The organism is Sphingomonas sp. S-NIH.Pt15_0812 (assembly GCF_003951315.1).
Lineage (GTDB): Bacteria > Pseudomonadota > Alphaproteobacteria > Sphingomonadales > Sphingomonadaceae > Sphingomonas.
Genome location: NZ_QLJH01000011.1, coordinates 84,119 through 105,407 on the forward strand (window position 1 = coordinate 84,119; position 21,289 = coordinate 105,407).

The window sequence follows — 21,289 nt, forward strand, 5'->3', positions numbered from 1 at the left end:
CTCACTCCGCCCGGGGCGCTCCGGACGGGGTGACCGGCCGGGGTCCGTCCGCGGTCGCCTCCAGCGAGGAGTCGCCGCCGATCGCGCGATAGATCGCGACCCGGTTCGATGCGCTGGTGAACAGCGTCGCGATCAGCGAGCGTTGCGCCGTGTAGAGCGTCCGCTGCGCGTCCAGCGTGTTGAGGAACGGGGTGACGCCGCCGCGATAGGCGGCATCGGTCAGACGCAGCGTATCGGCATTGGCGCCCACCAGCCGGCGATTGGCGGCGAGCTGGTCGGCGATGGTGCCTTGCCGGGCCAGGGCATCGGCGGTGTCGCGAAAGGCGGACTGGATCGTCCGCTCATAGCTGGCCAGCGCGGCATCGCGCTGCGCCTCGGTATAGCGGACGTTCGCCCGGCCGGCCCCGGCCTGGAAGATCGGATAGCTGACGTTCGGCGCGACCGAATAGTTGAAGGCGTCGCCGGTGAAGAGCGATGACAGGGCGGTCGAGGCGAAGCCGACCAGCCCGGTCAGCGAGATGCGCGGGAACAGCGCCGCGCGCGCCGCGCCGATCTCAGCGTTGTAGGCGCGAAGCTGATATTCCGCCTGCACCACGTCGGGCCGGCGCAGCAGGATCGAACTGTCCAGCCCGGCGGGCAGGGCCGCGATGCTGCCGGCGACGTCCTCGATCGGGCCGGGCAACAGCCGCTGATCGAAGGGCGCGCCAACCAGCAGTTGCAGGGCGTTGACGTCCTGCGCCACCAGCGTGCGCTGCTGGGCGAGATCGGCCTCGGCGGTCGCCAGCACCTGTTGCGCCTGGGTCAGGTCGGTACGGGGCGCGATGCCGCCGTCGAGCCGGGCCCGGGTCAGCTGGACGATGCGCCGCGCATTGGCGGCGGTATCGTTGGCGATGCGGTAGAGGCTCTGGTCGGCGGCATAGGTCAGCCATGCATCGGCGATGTCGCCGACCAGGGTCAGCCGGGTGGCGCGCGCGCCGGCCTCGGTCGCGAAATAGCGGTCGAGCGCGGCGCGGCTCAGGCTGCGGATGCGGCCGAACAGGTCGAGTTCGAAGGCGGTGGTGCCCAGGCCCACCGACCAGGCGCTGCCCGAGCGCGAGGTGGTGACGATCGTGCCGCCGCCATTATTGCCGCCGCCCACGCCACCGGTGCCGCCGCCCGTGGGATCGCCGGTTCCACCCGTGCCAGTCCCGCCGGTGCCCGTGCCGCCCGTCCCGGTTCCGCCGCCCGAGAGGTTGGTCGCGCCGTTGCCGCCGCCCTGATAGCTGTAGCGACCGGTCGCCGCGATCTGCGGCAACAGGCTGGCGCGCTGGACGCGATATTGCGCGCGCGCCGCCTCGATATTGGCCACGGCGATGCGCAGGTCGCGATTGTTGACCAGCGCCTGGCCGATCAGCGTCTGGAGACGCTGGTCGGTGAAGACCTGCGGATAGGTGATCGCGGGCAGCGACGCCTCTTGCTGGCGCAGATAGGCATCGCCCACCGGCCAGCTCGGCGGCACCGGCAATTCGGCGCGCTGGTATTTGGGCGCGAGGCTGCATGCCGACAGCGCGACGGTGGCGAGCAGCAGGGGGACGTTACGCATCATGCGGGTTCCGGTCGGGTCTGATGGCCGTTTTGGGGCTGATGCGGGCCCTGCGGCCGAGGCGGGCCATAGGGCGTGTCGCCGTCGCCATGATCGTCGTCCTTGCCCTGGTGACCAGTCGGGCGACCGCGCAGCTTGGCGATACCGTCGCGCACGCCGCGACGGACCAGGACGAAGAACAACGGGATGTAGAAGATCGCCAGGAAGGTGGCCGACAGCATCCCGCCGATCACCGCCGTACCGATCGCGATGCGGCTGTTGGCGCCCGCACCGGTCGAGATGGCGAGCGGCAGCACGCCGAAGATGAAGGCGAAGCTGGTCATCAGGATCGGCCGCAGACGGATCTTCGCCGCCTCCAGCGCCGCATCCATCACCCGCTTGCCCTGGCGTTCGGCCTGTTCGGCGAACTCGATCATCAGGATCGCGTTCTTCGCCGCCAGCCCCATCGTCGTCAGCAGGCCGATCTGGAGATAGACGTCGTTGGTCAGGCCGCGCAGCGTGACGAAGGCGATCGCGCCGATCAGCCCCAACGGGATGATGAGCAGCACCGCGAACGGAATCGACCAGCTTTCGTACAGCGCCGCCAGGCACAGGAACACAACCAGGATCGACAGGCCGTAGAGGATCGGCGCCTGGCCCGAGGAGACATCCTCCTGATAGGACAGGCCGGCCAGCGCCACCGAGGTGCCGGGGATCTGCCCCGCCAGCCGCCGCATCGTCTCCAACGCCTGGCCCGAACTCTGCCCCGGCGCGGCCGAGCCCTGGAATTCATAGGACTGGATGCCGTTGAAGCGCGACAGCGACACCGGCGCCTTCTGCCAGTTGGTGGTGGCGAAGGAGGAGAAGGGGACCATCTGCCCCTGCGATCCGCGCACGAACCACTGGTCCAGGTCCGATGGCTTCGAACGATACGGCGCGTCGCCCTGCACGAACACGCGCTTCACGCGACCCCGGTCGAGGAAGTCGTTGACATATTGGCCGCCCCAGGCCGCCGACAACGTCGCGTTGACGTTCGCCTGGGTCAGGCCGAAGCTGGACAGCTTCTGCGGATCGACATCGACATGCAGGGTCGGCACGTCGGGCAGTTCGGTCAGGCGGACGCCGACCAGCGATGGTTCGGCCGACGCGGCGGCCAGCAGCTTGTCGCGCTGGGCCTCGAACTTCTCGATGCTCATGCCGCTGGTGTTCTGCAACTCGATCGTGAAGCCGTTGGACTGGCCCAGACCGCGCACCGCCGGCGGCACCAGCGCATAGACCTGCGCGTCGCGCAGGTTGCTGAACGCGCCCGATGCGCGGCCGGTGATGGCGTCGGCGCTGTTCTCCTTGCCCTCGCGCTCCGCCCAGTTCTTGAGCGCGACGAAGCCCAGGCCGGTGTTCTGCCCGCCGGGCGCGCCGCCGCCGCCGATGCCGCTGACCGAGAAGGCGGTCGCGATGTTCTTGCCCTCGTTGGTCAGGAAGTATTTCTCGACTTCCTTCTGCACCTCGAAGGTGCGGTTCTGGGTCGAGCCGGGCGGCAACTGGAACTGGACGATGCCGATGCCCTGGTCCTCGGTCGGCAGGAAGCCGGTCGGCAGGCGCAGGAACAGCAAGGCCAGCACCGCGACCACGACGACATAGATGCCCAGCCACAGCCATTTGCGCGCGACGATCGCCTTGACCGCGCCGACATAGCGGTCGCTCGCCCGATCGAAGCCGTTGTTGAAATTGTCGCGCGCGCGTTCGAAGAAATGCGCGACCTTGGGGAAGCGGCGGCCGAGGAAGCTGTCGTCGATCGGATCGCCGCTCTCGTCCTGCTTCTTCTGCTTGAGCAGCGTCGCGGTGAGCGCGGGCGACAGGATCAAAGCGACCAGCACTGACAGGATCATCGCCGAAACGATGGTCAGCGAGAACTGCCGATAGATCACGCCGGTCGACCCGCCGAAGAACGCCATGGGCAGGAACACCGCCGACAGCACCAGCGCGATCGCGATCAGCGCGACGGTGATCTCGTCCATCGACTGGATCGTCGCCTCGCGCGGCGACATGCCGGGATTTTCCTCCAGCAGGCGCTCGACATTCTCCACCACGACGATCGCGTCGTCGACCAGCAGGCCGATCGCCAGCACGAGCCCGAACAGGGTCAGCGTGTTGATCGAGAAGCCGGCCAGATAGAAGACCGCGAAGGTGCCGAGCAGCACCACCGGCACCGCGATGGCGGGCACCAACGTCGCGCGCCAGCTTTGCAGGAAGACGAACATGACGATGACGACCAGGATGATCGCCTCGATCAGCGTCTTCACCACCTCCTCGATCGACAGCTTGATGAACTCGGTCGAGTCGTTGACGAAGGTATATTCGTAGCCGGGCGGGAAGGACTTGGCGCTCTCGGCGACCTGCGCCTTGACCAGCTCGGCGGTCTTCAGCGCGTCGGCGCCGGGGGCGAGCAGCACCGCGATGCCGGCGCCCGGATGCGCGTTGACGCGGCTGAGCGCGGCATAGCTTTCCGCGCCCAGTTCCACCCAGCCCACATCCTTGATGCGCACGGCCGCGCCGTCATTGGTGGTCTTGAGCAGGATGTTGCGGAACTGCTCGGGCGTCTGGAGCCGCGACTGGGCGGTGACGACCGCGTTCAGATACTGGTTGGCGCCCGAAGGCTGGCCGCCCAGTTCGCCCGCCGCGACCTCGGTATTCTGGGTCTGGATCGCCTGGACCACGTCCGACGGGATGAGCTGATAGGCGTTGAGCTTGTTGGGATCGAGCCAGATCCGCATCGCATATTGCGAGCCGAAGACATTGGTGTCGCCGACGCCCGGCGTGCGGCCGAGCGGGTCCTGGAGCGATGAGGTGAGATAGTCCGACACGTCGCGATTGGTCGTACGGTCGGTGGTGTCGTAGACGGCGGCGACCAGCAGGAAATCGGGGTTCGACTTGCGGACGATCAGGCCCTGCTGCTGCACCTGCTGGGGCAGGCGGGGCAGCGCCTGCTGCACCTGGTTCTGCACCTGGACCTGGGCGATGTCGGGGTCGGTGCCCTTGTCGAAGGTCACGGTGATCGTCACCTGGCCACGGCTGGACGAGGCGGACTGGAAATAGAGCAGCCCGTCGATGCCGGTCAGCGTCTGTTCGACGACCTGGGTGACGCTGTTCTGGATGGTCTGGGCGTTGGCGCCCGGATAGGTGGCGCGGATCGACACCTGGGGCGGGGCGACGTCGGGATATTGCGCGATCGGCAGGCCGAGGATGCCGCCCACGCCCGCCAGCATCACGATGATCGCGAGCACCCAGGCGAAGATCGGACGGTCGATGAAGATCCGGCTGAGCATCAGCGGCCCTTCTGCTGGCCGGCACTGCCGCCGCCGCCCTCACCCTGGGGCGGGGCCTGGACGTTCTGCGGCGTGTTGGCGGGGACCGGCTTCACCGTCTGGCCGGGGCGCAGCTTGCCCAGGCCCTGGACGATGATCTTGTCGCCGTCCGACAGGCCCTTGGTGACGACCCAGTTCGGTCCTTGCGTCCGCTCGGCGGTGACGGTCTTCTGCGTCGCCTTGTTGTTCGGGCCGACGACGATGACCGTGGCATTGCCCTGCGGATCGCGGCTGACGCCCGCCTGCGGCACCAGGAAGGCGCGGCGGTCGATCGCCTGGGCGAAGCTGGCGCGGACGAACATGCCCGGCGTCAGCAGCCCCTGCGCATTGGGGAAGCGGGCGCGCAGCGTCGTCGTGCCGGTGGTCGGATCGACCAGCGCCTCGGCGAACTCGATCGTGCCGGTCTGGCCGTAATCGCTGCCGTCGGGCAGCTTGAGGCGCACCTGTGCACGGGTCGGCGCGACGCCGCCGCTAGCCAGACTGCGGCGCAGCGACAGGATGTCGCCGGCCGATTGCTGGATGTCGACGAAGATCGGGTCGAGCCGCTGGATCTGCGCCAGCGGATCGGTCTGGGTCGAGGAGACGAGCGCGCCGACCGTGAACAGCGAGCGGCCGATGCGGCCGCTGATCGGTGCGGGCACGGTGGTGAATTGCAGGTTGATCCGCGCGGTTTCCAGCGCGGCCTGGTTCTGGGCGACGGCCGCGGCGGCCTGGCGCGCCTGCGCCACGGCATTGGTATAGTCCTGCTTCGAGATCGCCTCGATCTCGGCGAGCGGCTTGTAGCGCTGGGCCAGGATCGATGCGGCCTCGCGATTGGCTTGGGCGCTTTGCAGATTGGCGGCGGCCTGGTTGGCGGCGGCGCGATAGAGGCGCGGATCGATCTCGTAGAGCGGCTGGCCGCGCTGGACGATCGATCCTTCCTTGAACAGGCGGCGGCGGATGATGCCGGTCACCTGCGGGCGCACATCGGAACTCTCGAACGCGGTCGTGCGTCCTGCCAGCTCGGTCACCAATGCGGCATCGGTGGGCTGGACGACGACATAGCCGACCTGGGGCGTTCCTTGCCCCGGTTGGCCGCCATTCTTTCCCTTGCCCTTCTGCTGCGACTCACTACCGCCCCCGCACGCCGCCAAAGCGATGGCCAGAGCGATGACCGCGACGCGAGGCCGCATTGCCTGTGACTGCAAAATGTGCGCTTTCGTTCATTGGCCGGAAGGGACTGCCCGGAACGGGCGGGAAACCAACCGACGGTAAAAAGGTTGCCTTGGCTGTCATATTTTGCGCGGGTCGGGGATACCGATCAAGTCCTGGGAGGTTCTTTGCGACAATGTGTGACAAAGTTTTCCCCGGGCCGTCCCAGGCCGAGCTGGACAAGCGCGCGGCCGCCGAGGCGGCGGTTCGGGAAGTGCAGCCGGGCATGCTGGTCGGCTTGGGCACCGGGTCGACGGCGGCGGCGGCGATCCGGCTGATCGGCGAAAGCGGAGTCGCGATCGAGGCCGTGGCGACGTCGGAGGCGAGCGCGACGCTCGCCCGGTCGGTCGGCATCCGGGTGCGCGACTTCGCCGAGGTGTCGCGCGTCGACCTGACGATCGACGGGGCCGATGCGATCGATCCGCAGTTCCGGGCGATGAAAGGTGCCGGCGGCGCGATGCTGCGCGAGAAGGTGGTGGCGGCGGCGAGCGACCGGATGGTGGTGATCGCCGACGCGAGCAAGCGGGTAGACACGATCGGGGTCGCCAAGCTGCCGGTCGAGGTGCTGCCCTTCGCGAGGAGCTATGTCGAGGCGGCGGTGCGGCCGATGTTCGCCGAGGTCGCGGTGCGCGGCGGGCAGGGCGGGGCCTATCGCACCGACAATGGCAATATCGTGATCGACTGCCAAGCGCCGCTGCTCGCCGACTGGGACCGGCTGGCGGCCTGGCTGGGCAGCGTGCCGGGCGTCGCGGGCCACGGCCTGTTCCTGGGGGAGGTCGACGCCGCCTATATTGCGGATGCCGGCGTCGTTACGCGACTGGAACGGCGACTGGTCACGGGCTAACAGCAGCGCTACATCGCAACCCGTGCGGCGGACGGGCGTTCCGCCAACCGACCGGTTCACCTCAATTGCCAAGCGAGGCCTATTCCATGTCCGATACCCAGACCGCCCCCACCGCGACGGCGGGAGCGTCGTTGCACGAAGACGGCTCCCCAGAGCGCTTGGCGATCGACACGATCCGCACCCTGTCGATGGATGCGGTGCAGAAGGCCAATAGCGGCCACCCCGGCACGCCGATGGCGCTGGCGCCGGTCGGCTGGACGATCTGGGCCAAGTATCTGCGCTACGATCCCGCCCATGCCGACTGGCCCAATCGCGACCGCTTCGTGCTGTCGGTCGGCCATGCGTCGATGCTGCTCTATTCGCTCATCCACCTCGCCGGGATCGAGGAGATCGACGCGGAGGGCAACAAGACCGGCCGTCCGGCGCTGACGCTGGACGATCTGAAGGGCTTCCGCCAGCTCGCTTCGCGCACGCCGGGCCACCCCGAATATCGCCACACCACCGGTGTCGAGACGACCACGGGGCCGCTGGGCGCCGGGTGCAGCAACTCGGTCGGCATGGCGATCGCCGAGCGCTGGCTGGCGGCGCGGTACAACAAGGACGGCTACACGCTGTTCGACCATGACGTGTACACCGTCTGCGGCGACGGCGACATGATGGAGGGCGTGGCGTCCGAGGCGGCGAGCCTGGCCGGTCACCTCAAGCTGTCGAACCTCTGCTGGATCTACGACAGCAACCATATCTCGATCGAGGGCGGCACCGACCTGGCGTTCGACGAGGATGTGGGCCTGCGCTTCCAGGCCTATGGCTGGAACGTCATCCATGTCGACGACGCCAATGACATCGCCGCGCTGACCGCCGCGCTCGACTCGTTCCGTCGCACCGGCGACAAGCCGACGCTGATCGTCGTCCATTCGGTGATCGGCTGGGGCAGTCCCAAGGCGGGCAGCGAGAAGGCGCATGGCGAGCCGCTGGGCGAGGACAACATCCGCGCCACCAAGCGCGCCTATGGCTGGCCCGAGGACAAGCAGTTCTACGTGCCGGAGGGCGTGCAGGAGGCGTTCCAGTCGGCGATCTCGGAGCGTGGCAAGCCGCTGCGCGACGCCTGGGTCGAACTGGTCGAGCAATATCGCGGCGACTATCCGGAACTGGCTGCCGAACTGGATCACATGCTCGCCGACAAGCTGCCCGAGGGCTGGGACGCCGACATTCCGGAATTCCCGGCCGATGCCAAGGGTCTGGCCAGCCGTGATTCGGGTGGCAAGGTGCTGAATGCGATCGCCAAGCGCGTGCCCTGGCTGCTCGGCGGCTCGGCCGATCTCGCCCCCTCGACCAAGACGGACATCAAGGGTGCGCCGTCGTTCGAGGCGAACAATTACGGCGGCGCCAACTTCCACTTCGGCGTGCGCGAGCATGGCATGGGCGGCGTGGTGAACGGCATGGCGCTGTCGCACTTCCGTGCCTACGGCTCCACCTTCCTCGTCTTCCTCGACTATATGCGCGCCCCGGTGCGCCTGTCGGCGATCATGGAACTGGGTGCGGTCTGGGTCTTCACGCACGACTCGATCGGCGTGGGCGAGGATGGCCCCACGCACCAGCCGATCGAGCATCTGGCGACGATGCGCGCCATCCCGGGACTGGACACCATCCGCCCCGGGGATGCGAACGAGGTCTCCTGGGCCTGGCGCGCGGCGCTCGAACATGCCGATCGTCCGACCGCCCTGGTCCTGTCGCGCCAGGCGCTGCCGACGCTCGACCGCACCCGATACGCCGCTGCGGAGGGCGTGATGAAGGGCGCCTATGTCCTCGACAGCGACGCCGATCCCGAAGTCATCCTGATCGGCACCGGCAGCGAGCTGTCGATGGTGGTCGAGGCGCACGAGAAGCTGAAGGCGGAGGGCGTGCGCAGCCGCGTCGTCTCGATGCCGAGCTGGTATCGCTTCGAGCTGCAGGACGAGGCCTATAAGGAAAGCGTGCTGCCGAACACGGTGGATGCGCGCGTGGCCGTGGAGATGGCCGGTTCGATGGGCTGGGACCGCTATGTCGGGCGCAAGGGCCGCACAATCACCATGTCCACCTTCGGTGCTTCGGCGCCGATCACGAAGCTGCAGGACAAGTACGGCTTCACCGTCGACAATGTCGTCAAAGTGGCCCGCGAGGCGATCGCCAACGCGAACACCCGTGCGGGCGAGGAGAAGTAATCATGGGCAAGCTCAACGACCTCAGCGCCGCCGGCACCGCCGTCTGGCTGGATTTCGTCGATCGCAAGTTCCTGGAGGCCGGTGGCCTCAAGGCGCTGGTCGAGGAGGACAGCCTGACCGGCGTCACCTCCAATCCGTCGATCTTCGAAAAGGCGATGGGGCATGGCGATGCCTATGACGGGACCCTCGCCGCGTTCGACAAGGAGAACCCCGGCGCGGCGACGATCGACCGCTACGAGCATCTGGCGATCCAGGACATCAAGGCGGCAGCCGAGACGCTGACGCCCGTCTATGAGCGGTTGGACGCCAAGGACGGCTATGTCAGCCTGGAGGTGTCGCCCTATATCGCCGATGACACCGACGCGACGATCGCCGAGGCGGACAAGCTCTGGCACGCGGTCGACCGACCGAACCTGATGATCAAGATCCCCGGCACGCAGGCCGGCGCGCCCGCCATCTCGGCGACGATCGCCAAGGGGATCAACGTCAACGTCACGCTGCTCTTCTCGCAAGCGGACTATCAGCGCGTCGCCGAGGCCTATGCCACCGGTCTGGAGGAGCGTGTCCGTCAGGGCCAGCCGATCGACCGGATCGCCAGCGTCGCCAGCTTCTTCATCAGCCGCATCGACGCCGAGATCGACGGAGCGATCGACAAGCGCGTCGCCGAGGGCGATGCGGAGGCCGAGGCGCTGAAGGCGATCAAGGGCAAGGTGGCGATCGCCAACGCGAAGCTGGCCTATGCCTGGTATCGGGACTTCATCGCGTCGGATCGCTGGCAGGCGCTGGCCGCCAAGGGTGCGCAGCCGCAGCGGCTGCTCTGGGCCTCCACCGGCACCAAGAACCCGGACTATCCTGACACGCTCTATGTCGACGAGCTGATCGGGCCGGAGACGGTCAACACCATGCCGCCCAAGACGATGGACGCGTTCCGCGACCGTGGCACGGTGGCCGAGACGCTGACCCAGGATGTCGAGGGCGCGCGCCACGTCATCGCCGAGGTCGAGCGGCTGGGCCTGGATTTGGACGGCGTCACCGGCCGGCTGGTCGAGGCGGGCGTCGCGTCGTTCGCGGGCGCCTTCGACGACCTGCTCGGCGCGATCGCCAAGAAGCAGCCGGCGACGGCCTGATCCACCGGAAGGGCGGCCACACGGGCCGCCCTTCTTCTTTGTCCATCGGACGGATGATGCGCGTCGATCGGTCCGGTCAGCGCAACCATCGGCCCGCCGCCGGGTTTCATCCCGGCGGACGCGTACGGGATTGAAGTGAATGAAGATCGGAATGATCGGCCTCGGCCGGATGGGCGGCAACATGGCACGCCGGCTGATGGCCGGCGGTCATCAGGTCGTCGCCTATGACCGCGATGCGGACGCGGTCGCCAAGCTGACCGCGGACGGTGCCGAGGGCGTCGACTCGCTGGACGCGGTGCGCGGCAAGCTCGACAGCCCGGCCATCTGGTGGGTGATGCTGCCCGCCGGCGAGATCACCGAGGGCACGATCGCCCAGATCGCCGAAAAGGCCCAGGCGGGCGATATCATCATCGATGGCGGCAACAGCTTCTACAAGGACGATATCCGCCGCGCGAAGAGCCTGCGCGAAAAGGGCATCGAATATGTCGATGTCGGCACCTCGGGCGGCGTCTGGGGCAAGGATCGCGGCTATTGCATGATGATCGGCGCCGAGCCGCGCATCATGGAGCATCTCGACCCGATCTTCGAGACGCTGGCGCCGGGCGCGGGCACCATCCCCCGCACGCCGGGACGGGTCGCCGAGAAGGTCGATCAGCGCGCCGAGAAGGGCTATATCCATGCCGGGCCGGCGGGCGCGGGCCATTTCGTCAAGATGATCCACAACGGCATCGAATATGGCCTGATGCAGGCCTATGCCGAGGGCTTCGACATTCTGAAGTCGAAGAACAGCGACAAGCTGCCCGAGGACGAGCGGTTCGACCTGAACCTGACCGATATCGCCGAGGTCTGGCGGCGCGGCTCGGTCATCTCCTCCTGGCTGCTCGATCTGACCGCGATCGCGTTGGCCAAGGACGAGATGCTGGAACAGTTCAGCGGCCATGTCGCCGATTCCGGCGAGGGTCAGTGGACGATCGACGCGGCGATGGAGGAGAAGGTGCCGGCCAATGTGCTGACCGCCTCGCTCTTCGCGCGCTATCGCAGCCGGGTCGAGCATACGTTCGGCGACCAGGTGCTGTCGGCGATGCGCTTCGGCTTCGGCGGCCATGTCGAGATCCCGCAATAAGCTCCTGAGTTGAAGACGCGGGCGACCGCCGGAAAAGGAACACAAGGCGCATGGCCATCCGGCTGCTCGTATCCGATGTCGATGGAACGCTGGTCGATCCGCAGAAGCAACTGACCGATGGGGTGATCGCCGCCGTCGGTCGGTTGCGAGCGGCGGGGGTGGGGTTCACCATCATCTCCGCACGACCGCGCTCCGGCCTGATGCCGATCGCGGACGCCCTGTCGCTCGACGAGCCGATCGGCGCGTTCAACGGCGGCATCGTCTTCCGCCGCTCGGGCGAGGTGATGGCGCATCACCGCGTCGCCGGCGACGTGGCGCGCGGCATCTGGGCGGTGATCGGCGATGCGCCGGTCGATCGCTGGGTCTTCGCCGACGATCGCTGGTATGCCTCGACCGATCAGGGCGTGCATGTCGAGCATGAACGTCGCGCCTCGGCGCAGGAGCCGGTGGTCACGCAGGATTTCGACGCGCTGCTCGACCGCGCCGACAAGATCACCTTCGTCAGCGACGACGAGCCGTTGTTGCGGTCGCTGACCGCGCGGGTCGCGCCCGAATATGGTGCTCGTGCGACCGTGGTGCAGAGCCAGACCTATTATCTCGACATCACCGCGCTGGAAGCGAACAAGGGCGCCGGCATCACCCAGCTGGCCGAGGCGTTCGGCGTGACGCTGGCAGAGACGGCGGCGATCGGCGACCAGGCCAACGACCTGGCGATGCTGGAGAAAGCCGGGCTCGCCATCGTCATGGGCAATGCGCCCGACGCGGTGAAGGCGAAGGCCGACAAGGTCAGCCTGGGCAACGACCGCGACGGCGTCGCCCATGCGATCGATCACTTCATACTCGAAAAAGGGCAATAATCGATGAAGCAACTGGTCGCCTTCGACCTGGACGGCACGCTGGCCGAGAGCAAGCAGCCGCTGAAGGACAGCATGGGCGAGGCGCTGGCCGACCTGCTGACGGTCGCCCATGTCGCGGTCATCTCGGGCGGCGACTGGCCGCAGTTCGACAAGCAGGTCGCCAGCCGCCTGCCCGAACGCGCCGACCGGTCGAAGCTGTGGCTGATGCCGACCACGGGCACCAAGCTCTACACCTATGCCGATGGCCGTTGGAACACCGTCTACGCGGAGCTTTTCTCGGACGAGCAGAAGGCGGCGATCATCGAGGCCTTCCACGCCTCGCTGGAGGCGACCGGCTTCGTTCCCGAACAGACCTGGGGCGAGCGGATCGAGGATCGCGGCAGCCAGATCACCTTCTCCGCGCTGGGCCAGCAGGCGCCGCTGGATGCCAAGGAGCATTGGGACCCCGACTTCGCCAAGCGCAAGGTGATCCAGGCCGATCTGCGCCAGCGCCTGCCGGATCTGTCGATCAACATGGGCGGTGCGACCTCGATCGACATCACGCAGAAGGGCGTCGACAAGGCCTATGGCCTGAAGCGGCTCCGCGACGAAAGCGGCATCCCGCTCGACGCGATGATGTTCATCGGCGATGCGATCTTCCCCGGCGGCAATGACTATCCGGCCAAGGAACTGGGCCTCGACACGGTCAAGGTCCGCGACCCCGATGAAACGCTGAGCGTGATCGCCGCGATCGTCGCCTGCCAGAAGTGACGGGTTGATATAGATAAAAGCGGAGGGGAGGCGACGGCGCTACACGCCTTCGCCTCCCCCAGGCCTTGTGAGTGTGCACAATCGTCGATCGCCCGTGTCCATGAATGCCGATCCAGCCCGTCGCGTGCTGCCCGCGGAACAGTATCATGCGCTGTTCGACACCATCGATGCCGGCTTCTGCATCGTCGAGATGCTGTTCGACGGCGGTCGTGCGCACGACTATCGCTTCCTGGAAGTGAACGCCGCCTACGAGCGGCAGACCGGGCTGCGCGATCCGCTCGGTCGGACCGCGCGTGAGTTGGTGCCGGGGTTGGAGGATGTCTGGTTCGACATTTATGGCCGTGTCGCGACCACTCGGGAGCCGACGCGCTTCGACAATGGCTCCGATGCGATGGGCCGCTGGTTCGAGGTCCATGCCTTCCCGGTCGGCGAGCCGGAGCGGAACCTGGTCGGCATCCTGTTCACCGACGTCACCGAACGCCACCTGAGCGAACGGGCCCTGCGCGAGAGCGAGGAGCGGCTGGAACAGGCGCTGTCGGCTGGCGGGGGCATCGGCACCTGGGACTGGGACGTACCCAACGACCGCGTCTATGCCGATGAACGCTTCGCCACCTTGTACGGCGTCGACCCGGACATGGCGCGCGCCGGGGCGGCGGTCGGTGAATTCTTCCTCGGCATCCATCCGCACGACCGGCCGCGCGTCGAGGCGGAGATCGCCGAGGCGCTGGCCAAGGGAGGTGCCTTTGTCAGCCAATATCGTCTGGTGCAGGCGGATGGTTCGATCCGCTGGGCGGCGGCGCAGGGACAATGCCGGCTGGGGATCGACGGCCGGCCGCAACGCTTCCCCGGTGTCACCTTCGACATCACCCAGTCCAAACATTATGCCATCCGTCAGGCGGCGCTGCTCACCTTGGGCGACCAGATCCGCGACCTGTCCGAACCGGCGCGGATCGCCGCCTGTGGCGCGGAGGTGCTGGCGAAGACTCTGGACGTCAGCCGCGCCGGCTATGGCATCATCGATACCTTGGCCGAGACGATCCTGATCGAGGAGGACTGGAACGCCGAAGGCGTCCGCAGCATCGCCGGCACGCTGCGCTTCCGCGATTTCGGCAGCTATATCGACGATCTGAAGCGCGGCGACACGGCGATCGTCCATGACGCACGGACCGATCCGCGCACCCGCGACGCCGCTCCGGCGCTGGCCGCGATCCAGGCGACCAGCTTCGTCAACATGCCGATCGTCGAGCAGGGGCGGTTCGTCGCGCTGTTCTTCGCCAACCATGCCGAACCGCGCCACTGGAGCGAGGACGATCTCGGGCTGATGCGCGACATCGCCGAGCGTGTCCGCCTCGCCACCGAACGCGCCCGTGCCGAGGCGGAGCGTGCGCGGTTGACCGAAACGCTGGAGGAGCAGGTCGCCGAGCGCACGCGCGAGCTGATGCAGGCGGAAGAGGCGCTGCGCCAGAGTCAGAAGATGGAGGCGGTCGGGCAGCTGACGGGCGGGCTGGCGCATGACTTCAACAATCTGCTGACCGGCATCATCGGCAGCCTGGAGATGCTGTCGATCCGCATCGCGCAGGGCCGGATGGCCGATGTCGACCGCTATTCGCTGGCGGCGCAGGGCGCGGCGAAGCGGGCGGCGGCACTGACCCATCGGCTGCTGGCCTTTTCCCGCCGCCAGACGCTCGACCCGAAGCCGACCGACATCAACCGCCTGATCTCGGGCATGGAGGAACTGGTCCGCCGCACCGTCGGCCCCGCGATCGAGGTGGAGGCGGTGACGGCGGCGGGGCTGTGGCCGACCCTGGTCGACCCCAACCAGCTTGAGAATGCCCTGCTCAACCTGTGCATCAACGCGCGCGACGCGATGCCCGACGGTGGCCGGCTGACAATCGAAACCGGCAATCGCTGGCTCGACACGCGCACCGCCCGGGAACGGGACATGGAGCCGGGCCAATATGTCTCGCTCTGCGTATCGGACACCGGCACCGGCATGACGCCGGAGGTGATCGCCAAGGCGTTCGACCCCTTCTTCACCACCAAGCCGCTGGGCGTCGGCACGGGCTTGGGCCTGTCGATGATCTATGGCTTTGCTCGCCAGTCCGGCGGGCAGGTGCGGATCTATTCGGAGATCGGCGAGGGATCGATGGTCTGCATCTACCTGCCCCGCCATTTCGGCACGGCGGAGACGGTGGCCGACATGCCCGACCTGACCGAGGCGCCCCGCGCGGCGGCGGGCGAGACGGTGCTGGTGGTCGATGACGAGCCGACCGTGCGGATGCTGGTGATCGAGGTGCTGGAGGAACTGGGCTATGCCGCGATCGAGGCGGCGGACGGCGCGGCGGGCCTGAAGATTCTGCGCTCCAACCAGCGCATCGACCTGCTGGTGTCCGATGTCGGTCTGCCCGGCGGGATGAACGGCCGCCAGATGGCCGATGCGGGCCGGGAGGGGCGGCCCGATCTGAAGGTGCTGTTCATCACCGGCTATGCGGAAAATGCGGTGATCGGCAACGGCCAACTCGATGCCGGGATGCATGTCATGACCAAGCCCTTCGCCATGGAGGCGCTGGCCGCTCGCATCCGCGAACTGATCGAGCGGCCCTGAACGGCCGACTTACTCGACGGTGAAGGCGTATTGGCCCGTCGCATGGTCGCCCTTGCCCGACAGGACGTGCCATTCGACGCGGTAGGTGCCGGGCGTCAGCGGCTTGGCCATCGTCACCGTCAGGCCGTTGCCGGTCGGCGTGACGCTCGCCCGGGTGCCGGCGACCGGCATCGGCGCATGGGCGACGCCGTCCATGCCCGTCATCGCCACGCTGGCCGTCGACATGCGCGGCATCACCCGCTCGCTGAAGCGCAGGTCGATCCGGCTCGGCGTGGCGACCTTGGCGTCGGCGGCGGGGGTGGCGGAGACGAGGGTCGGCTCGGCCAGCGCCGGGGTCGTGACGAGGGCGGCGGCGAGCAGCAGCGGCAGGTGGATCATGAGGATTTTCTCCGGATCAAAAATATTTAAGCCAAGTGAGGTCCGGCCGCCGCCGCTTCAACCCTGCGAACCAGCGGGTCGGCGGGTAGAGCAGGACGATCAGGATGGCCGCCAGCAGCCAGACCGAGGCGAGCGCGTGGAAGCCATAGACCTTGCCCTGATTGGCTCCCCAGATCGCCAGCGCTCCCAGATAGAGGAGGCGCAGCACATAGAGGTGGAGCAGGTAGAAGCCCATCGGTGCGCCGCCCAGCACGGTCAGGCGTCGGACGATCGGGCCGTCCCAGCGTTCGAACGCGGCGAGCAGCCACGCGCCGATCCCCAGGGTCGGCAGCAGGTAGAGGAGGGACGGCGGGTATTTGGTGAGCGCCATCATGCTCATGGCGGTCCGCAGCGGCGATTCCGGCACGACGAACCAAGGGGCGTCGCCATAGAGGTTGACCGCGCGAAGGGTCACGAAGCCCAGCAGCAGGCCGGCGCCCCACCGGACCAGCCGCCGCCGGCGCAAGGCGGCCTCATCCGCGAACCAGGGGCCGATCGCATAGCCGAGCGCGATGACCCCGATCCAGGGCAATACCGGATAGGAGGTCTTCACGGTCAGCGCGCCGATCTGCAACGCCTCGCGATGGTGTAGCAGCGCCCAGGGGATGTGGAACGGATTGCCGGGCGGGACGGTGATGGGATCGAGCAGGTTATGGCCCAGCACGATCGCTGCGCCGACCGCGATCACGCCGGCACGCGGCAGGTGGATCAGCGCGGCGAGCGCGACCATGCTGACTCCGATCGCCCAGATCACCTGGAGCCACAGGGTCTGGGGCGGCAGGCGCGGGTCCCAGGCGAAGCCGACCAGCGTCACCTCCAGCAGCATCAGGAACAGACCGCGCTTGAGCAGGAAGGCGGAGGTGGCGGCGCGTCCGCGCGTCCGGCCATAGAGCCAGGCGGACAGGCCGGTCAGCGCGATGAACACCGGCGCGCAGATCGAACTGAGCAGCCGCGTCGCGAAATAGGCGGGAGCGATCAGCCGCGCGTCGACCGGATCGCCAACGGCCATGTGCGTGTAGAAGGTGTCGCGGACATGATCGAGCAGCATCACGACCATCACCAGACCGCGCAGCGCGTCGATGCTCGACAGGCGGCGGGTCGGGGCGGGGTCGATCATGAAATATTATCTCCTCGGCAGGTCGCGCCTCCTATCGTGAAAATCCTGTCATGCAAAGAAAGTTGATGGACGGATCAGTGGCTGCTCGCCTGATCCGCCCCGATCCCGGTTTCGGCGCGGACCCGTTGCGCCTCATAGCCGGAGCGGTCGACGACCCCGCGCGCACTGCGATCGGTGATCGACACCAGCCAGATCGTCAGGAAGGCGAGCGGCATGGAGAAGATCGCCGGCGAGGAGTAGGGGAAGATCGGATCGGCATGGCCCAGCACCGCCACCCAGACGGCGGGGGACAGGATGGTCAGCACCAGCGCCAGGCCCAGTCCCAGGCACCCTCCCGCGACCAGGCCGCGCGTGGTCGCGCCGCGCCACAGCAGCGACAGCAGCAGCACCGGGAAATTGCCCGACGCCGCGACCGCGAAGGCCAGGCTGACCATGAACGCGACATTCTGCTTCTCAAACAGGATGCCGAGCGCGATCGCCGCGACGGCCAGGACCAGCACGGTCCGTCGCGACACGCGAAGCTCGGCGGCGCTGTCGGCCTGCCCCTTGCGGAACACGGTGGCATAAAGGTCGTGCGACACCGCTGATGCCCCCGACAGCGTCAGTCCGGCGACCACCGCCAGGATCGTCGCGAAGGCGACGGCCGAGATGAAGCCCAGGAACAGGTTGCCGCCGACCGCATGGGCCAGGTGGATCGCCGCCATGTTGCCGCCGCCGATCAACGCGCCGGCGCCGTCCAAATATTGCCGGTCGGTCGCGACCATCACGATCGCGCCGAAGCCGATGATGAAGGTCAGCAGGTAGAAATAGCCGATCCACCCCGTCGCCCACAGCACCGAGGTCCGGGCCGCGCCGGCATCGGGCACGGTGAAGAAGCGCATCAGGATATGCGGCAGGCCAGCGGTGCCGAACATCAGCGCCATGCCGAAGGACAGGGCGCTGACCGGGTCCTTGATGAAATTGCCCGGCCCCATGATCGACCGACCCGCCGCGGCAGCCGCCGGTGCGCTGTCCCCCGCACGCGCGGCGAGCATCGTCTTCACCGCCACCGCATCGGCGAACATCGCCTCCGGCGAGAAGCCGTAGCGGGCCAGCACCATCACCGCCATGAAGGTGGCGCTGCCGAGCAGCAGCACCGCCTTGATGATCTGGACCCAGGTCGTCGCGGTCATGCCGCCGAACAGCACGTAGAGCGTCATCAGCACGCCGACGATCACCACCGCATATTCGTAGCGCAGGCCGAACAGCAGTTTGATGAGCTGGCCCGCGCCGACCATCTGCGCGATCAGGTAGAAGAGGACGACGACCAGCGTGCTGACCGCCGCGAAGCAGCGCACCGGCGTCTGCGCGAAGCGGAAGGAGGCGACGTCGGCGAAGGTGTAGCGACCCAGATTGCGCACCCGTTCCGCCATCAGGAACAGGATGATCGGCCAGCCCACCAGGAAGCCGATCGAATAGATCAGCCCGTCATATCCGTCCTTGAAGATCTGCGCCGAGATGCCGAGGAAGGAGGCGGCGGACATGAAGTCGCCCGCGATCGCCAGCCCGTTCTGGAAGCCGGTGATGCCGCCGCCCGCCGTATAGAAGTCGGAGGCGGTGCGCGTCCGCCGCGCCGCCCAGCGCGTGATCGCCAGGGTGAAGGCGGCGAAGGCGGCGAACATGGCGATCGCCGTCCAGTTGGTCGCCTGCTGCACCGTCTGCCCGGTCAGGGTGTCGGCACCGGCGATGCCCGGCAGTCCGAGCGCCAGCACGGCAAGGATGGTTCGCTTCACGCCTGATGATCCCGCACCAGCGCGGCGACCGCCGCGTCGAAGTCGCGATTGGCGCGATAGACATAGATGCCGGTCAGCGCGATCGCGAGCAGGATCAGGGAAAAGCCCAGCACGATCCCCAGCGAGGTGACCCCGCCGGGATGAATTGGGCGTGCCAGCAATGTCTTGTCGAAGGCGACGAGCAGGATGAAGCCAAAATAGGCGGCGAGCATCACGGCGGTCAGTGCAAGCGTGAACCGCCCGCGTCGTTGCAACAGCGCGCCAAAACGCGGGTCGGCCGCGATCCGTGCCGCCCGATCGGTTTCCCCCACACCGCTCTCCTCATCCCGTCCCGACCGATGCTTCGGCTTGGTAGCGGGATCATGCGGAAAGCGGCGCGGGGCGCAAGGATTATTCCGCTTCGGACTGATTTGCCGCGTCGGGCAGCGGCGGCGCTGCATCGTCGCCGCGCTTGGCGCGCGCGGTCATGCCGGTGGCGGAAGCATCGTCCAGCATCTGCTGGTCGACGCTGCGCTCCGGCGGCGGCGGCGGGGCAGGCTCCGCCTCGGCCATGTTGGTGTCCGGCTCGGCGATGTTGGCGACGGTCTCGGTCGGCTCGGGCGTCGGTTCCGCAACGGGTTCGTCGACATAATTCTCCGTTGGCGCCGGCTCGGGCTCTGAGCGCCAGCAGCCGGACAGGCCGAGGGCGAGAAGGCTCGCGGCCGCGATCGGCAGCGACAGGCGATGGATGGTCTTGCGCATGGAAACGGTCCTACACGGCAGGTCTATGGGTAGGCGAGCGACTTATCGCGCCGCCAGCGACTGGCGCGCGGCGGACCGCGCTTCGATCTTGCTCGCCAGCGTCGCGTCCCAGCCATAGGGATCGTCGCGGAAGCCGACCACGCCGTCCGCATTGGCGAAGGCCGTCCAGTAGAGCAGATAGACCGCGACCGGCTCCGCCATGGTGGCACGCACCGTCTTGCCCGAGGCGAGGACGCCATCGACCGCCGCCGGCTGCCAGTCCGGCGTCGTCTTCAGCATCAGCGCGGCGAGATCGGCTGGCTTCTCCAGCCGCACGCAGCCATGGCTCGCCAGCCGGTCGAAGCGCGAGAAACCCGATTGCGCCGGCGTATCGTGCAGATAGACGGCGAAGTCGTTGGGGAAATCGAACTTGAAACGACCCAGCGCGCTCTTCTCCGAATTCTGCTGGAGCCGCTTGCCGCCATTGCCGGTATCGATGATGCGGAAGCCGCTGCGCTTCAGATAGCCGGGATTGGCCTTTTCCTTCGGCCACAGCTCCTTGTTGGCGATCGACTCCGGCACGTTCCAGGGCGGGTTGAGCACGACGCTGTGGATCGAGGACACCAGCATCGGCGTCTCGTTGCCGGGGCGGCCGGTCACCGCCTTCATCGACAGGACCGGCGCGTCGCCGTCGAACACGGTCAGCACGGCGGCGGCGATGTTCACCTGCACGCGCTTCTGTTCCAGGTGATCGGGCAGCCAGCGCCAGCGTTCCATATTGGCGGCGATCTGGCGCATCCGCGTCGCGACGGGCACGTTGAGCGCGGCGATCGTCTGCGCGCCGACGGTGCCGACCGGGTTCAGGCCGTAGCGGCGCTGCGCACGGCGCACCGCGTCGAGCAAGGCAGCGTCGAAGCGGTTACCGGTGGCGGTGACGGCGGGGTCTTCCATCGCCAGCCGCTGGCGGAGCGCGGCGACACCGGGGCCGCTCTTGCCATAGGCCATGTCGGCGGTGGCGACGAGCGGCTGCCAGCCGCCCGCCGCGGCCATCGCGCGGTAGCGGGCAAGGCCGGCGACCAGCGCGTCATAGCCCGCATAGGGCGGCGGCAGCGAGGCGATCCAGGCGGCTAGCCGATCACGCTTCACCGCCTCCGCTAAGGCAGGCAGGGGATCGTAGCTTTGCGGCCGGATGCCCCAGTCGCGCTGGAAGTCGTTCGGGTCCAACCGGCCGACATGCACGGCATGGGCATGGTCCAGCGCGATGCGGACCAGCGCCTCGGGCGATGAGGCGGAGAGGTCGCGCGGCGCGCCTTGGCGCAGCCCTTGCGCGATTTCGTCGCGCGCGATCAACTGGGCGAGCTGACGGGCCTGGGCCTCGCTCAGCGTCGGCAGCGTGACGGGCGCGGCCGGCGGGGCGACCGGCTGCATCACCGTCGGCGCGACCGGCGGCGGGACGATCTGCGGCGTGGTGGCCGGCGCCGGTGCCGGCATGACGGGCGGTACGACCTGCGCGACGGCGGAGGTCCAGCTGGTTGCGAGCAGCGCGCCGAAGCCGATGGCGCGTGCCCCGTGGCGGCGGACGGACGAACGCGCCCGGCCATCCCAAATCGTCATGGTCTGAAAGTCCCTGCCTGTCATGCCG

Annotated in this window: 16 protein-coding genes; 7 read left to right on the forward strand and 9 right to left on the reverse strand. The window is 67.9% G+C overall.

The window, feature by feature from the left end:
• Position 1 precedes the first annotated feature (1 nt).
• From BRX43_RS09385 to BRX43_RS09395, 3 genes are read right to left on the reverse strand one after another with little or no spacing between them, the layout of a single operon-like run.
• Positions 2–1,585: an efflux transporter outer membrane subunit gene (locus tag BRX43_RS09385; protein WP_125994593.1), complete on the reverse strand. Its 1,584-nt coding sequence runs from the start codon at positions 1,583–1,585 to the stop codon at positions 2–4.
• Complete coding sequence (locus tag BRX43_RS09390; RefSeq protein WP_125994594.1) at positions 1,582–4,884, reverse strand: multidrug efflux RND transporter permease subunit; 3,303 nt, start codon at positions 4,882–4,884, stop codon at positions 1,582–1,584. Before BRX43_RS09390 ends, BRX43_RS09385 begins: the two co-directional genes overlap by 4 nt.
• The gene (locus BRX43_RS09395) at positions 4,884–6,095 is read right to left on the reverse strand and encodes an efflux RND transporter periplasmic adaptor subunit (RefSeq protein ID WP_125994595.1); all 1,212 of its coding nucleotides are present in this window, start codon (positions 6,093–6,095) and stop codon (positions 4,884–4,886) included. Before BRX43_RS09395 ends, BRX43_RS09390 begins: the two co-directional genes overlap by 1 nt.
• A 155-nt stretch (positions 6,096–6,250) precedes the next feature.
• Here BRX43_RS09395 and rpiA point away from each other — a divergent pair, with 155 nt between their 5' ends.
• The 7 genes from rpiA to BRX43_RS09430 all read left to right on the forward strand — a co-directional run bounded on the left by rpiA (position 6,251) and on the right by BRX43_RS09430 (position 15,621).
• Positions 6,251–6,958, forward strand: a complete 708-nt coding sequence (gene rpiA, locus BRX43_RS09400) for a ribose-5-phosphate isomerase RpiA (RefSeq protein WP_125994596.1) — start codon at positions 6,251–6,253, stop codon at positions 6,956–6,958.
• A gap of 86 nt (positions 6,959–7,044) precedes the next feature.
• The gene (tkt, locus tag BRX43_RS09405) at positions 7,045–9,159 is read left to right on the forward strand and encodes a transketolase (RefSeq protein ID WP_125994597.1); all 2,115 of its coding nucleotides are present in this window, start codon (positions 7,045–7,047) and stop codon (positions 9,157–9,159) included.
• Between the two features lie 2 nt (positions 9,160–9,161).
• On the forward strand, positions 9,162–10,286 hold the full coding sequence (gene tal, locus BRX43_RS09410; RefSeq protein WP_125994598.1) for a transaldolase: 1,125 nt from the start codon (positions 9,162–9,164) through the stop codon (positions 10,284–10,286).
• Between the two features lie 139 nt (positions 10,287–10,425).
• Positions 10,426–11,409, forward strand: coding sequence for a phosphogluconate dehydrogenase (NAD(+)-dependent, decarboxylating) (gene gnd / locus BRX43_RS09415; RefSeq protein WP_125994599.1), 984 nt, complete (start codon positions 10,426–10,428; stop codon positions 11,407–11,409).
• A gap of 50 nt (positions 11,410–11,459) precedes the next feature.
• Positions 11,460–12,266, forward strand: coding sequence for a Cof-type HAD-IIB family hydrolase (locus tag BRX43_RS09420; protein ID WP_125994600.1), 807 nt, complete (start codon positions 11,460–11,462; stop codon positions 12,264–12,266).
• 3 nt (positions 12,267–12,269) lie between these two features.
• Entirely contained in the window at positions 12,270–13,016 is a 747-nt protein-coding gene (locus tag BRX43_RS09425; protein WP_125994601.1) for an HAD-IIB family hydrolase, read from the forward strand.
• A 100-nt stretch (positions 13,017–13,116) separates the two neighbouring features.
• Entirely contained in the window at positions 13,117–15,621 is a 2,505-nt protein-coding gene (locus BRX43_RS09430; RefSeq protein WP_125994602.1) for an ATP-binding protein, read from the forward strand.
• A gap of 9 nt (positions 15,622–15,630) precedes the next feature.
• On the opposite strand, the gene copC is transcribed toward BRX43_RS09430, so the two are convergent.
• The 6 genes from copC to BRX43_RS09460 all read right to left on the reverse strand — a co-directional run bounded on the left by copC (position 15,631) and on the right by BRX43_RS09460 (position 21,261).
• The gene (copC, locus tag BRX43_RS09435; RefSeq protein ID WP_125994603.1) at positions 15,631–15,999 is read right to left on the reverse strand and encodes a copper homeostasis periplasmic binding protein CopC; all 369 of its coding nucleotides are present in this window, start codon (positions 15,997–15,999) and stop codon (positions 15,631–15,633) included.
• 16 nt (positions 16,000–16,015) lie between these two features.
• Positions 16,016–17,155 (reverse strand): heparan-alpha-glucosaminide N-acetyltransferase domain-containing protein, encoded by a 1,140-nt coding sequence (locus tag BRX43_RS09440; RefSeq protein ID WP_125994604.1) that lies wholly within the window; start codon positions 17,153–17,155, stop codon positions 16,016–16,018.
• Positions 17,156–17,229: 74 nt separating this feature from the next.
• Entirely contained in the window at positions 17,230–18,906 is a 1,677-nt protein-coding gene (locus BRX43_RS09445; RefSeq protein WP_346962857.1) for a cation acetate symporter, read from the reverse strand.
• Between the two features lie 17 nt (positions 18,907–18,923).
• Entirely contained in the window at positions 18,924–19,238 is a 315-nt protein-coding gene (locus BRX43_RS09450) for a DUF485 domain-containing protein (RefSeq protein WP_241214876.1), read from the reverse strand.
• Positions 19,239–19,317: 79 nt separating this feature from the next.
• On the reverse strand, positions 19,318–19,668 hold the full coding sequence (locus BRX43_RS09455) for a hypothetical protein (protein ID WP_125994607.1): 351 nt from the start codon (positions 19,666–19,668) through the stop codon (positions 19,318–19,320).
• A 42-nt stretch (positions 19,669–19,710) separates the two neighbouring features.
• Positions 19,711–21,261, reverse strand: a complete 1,551-nt coding sequence (locus tag BRX43_RS09460; RefSeq protein ID WP_206433174.1) for a L,D-transpeptidase family protein — start codon at positions 21,259–21,261, stop codon at positions 19,711–19,713.
• Positions 21,262–21,289: the final 28 nt, after the last annotated feature.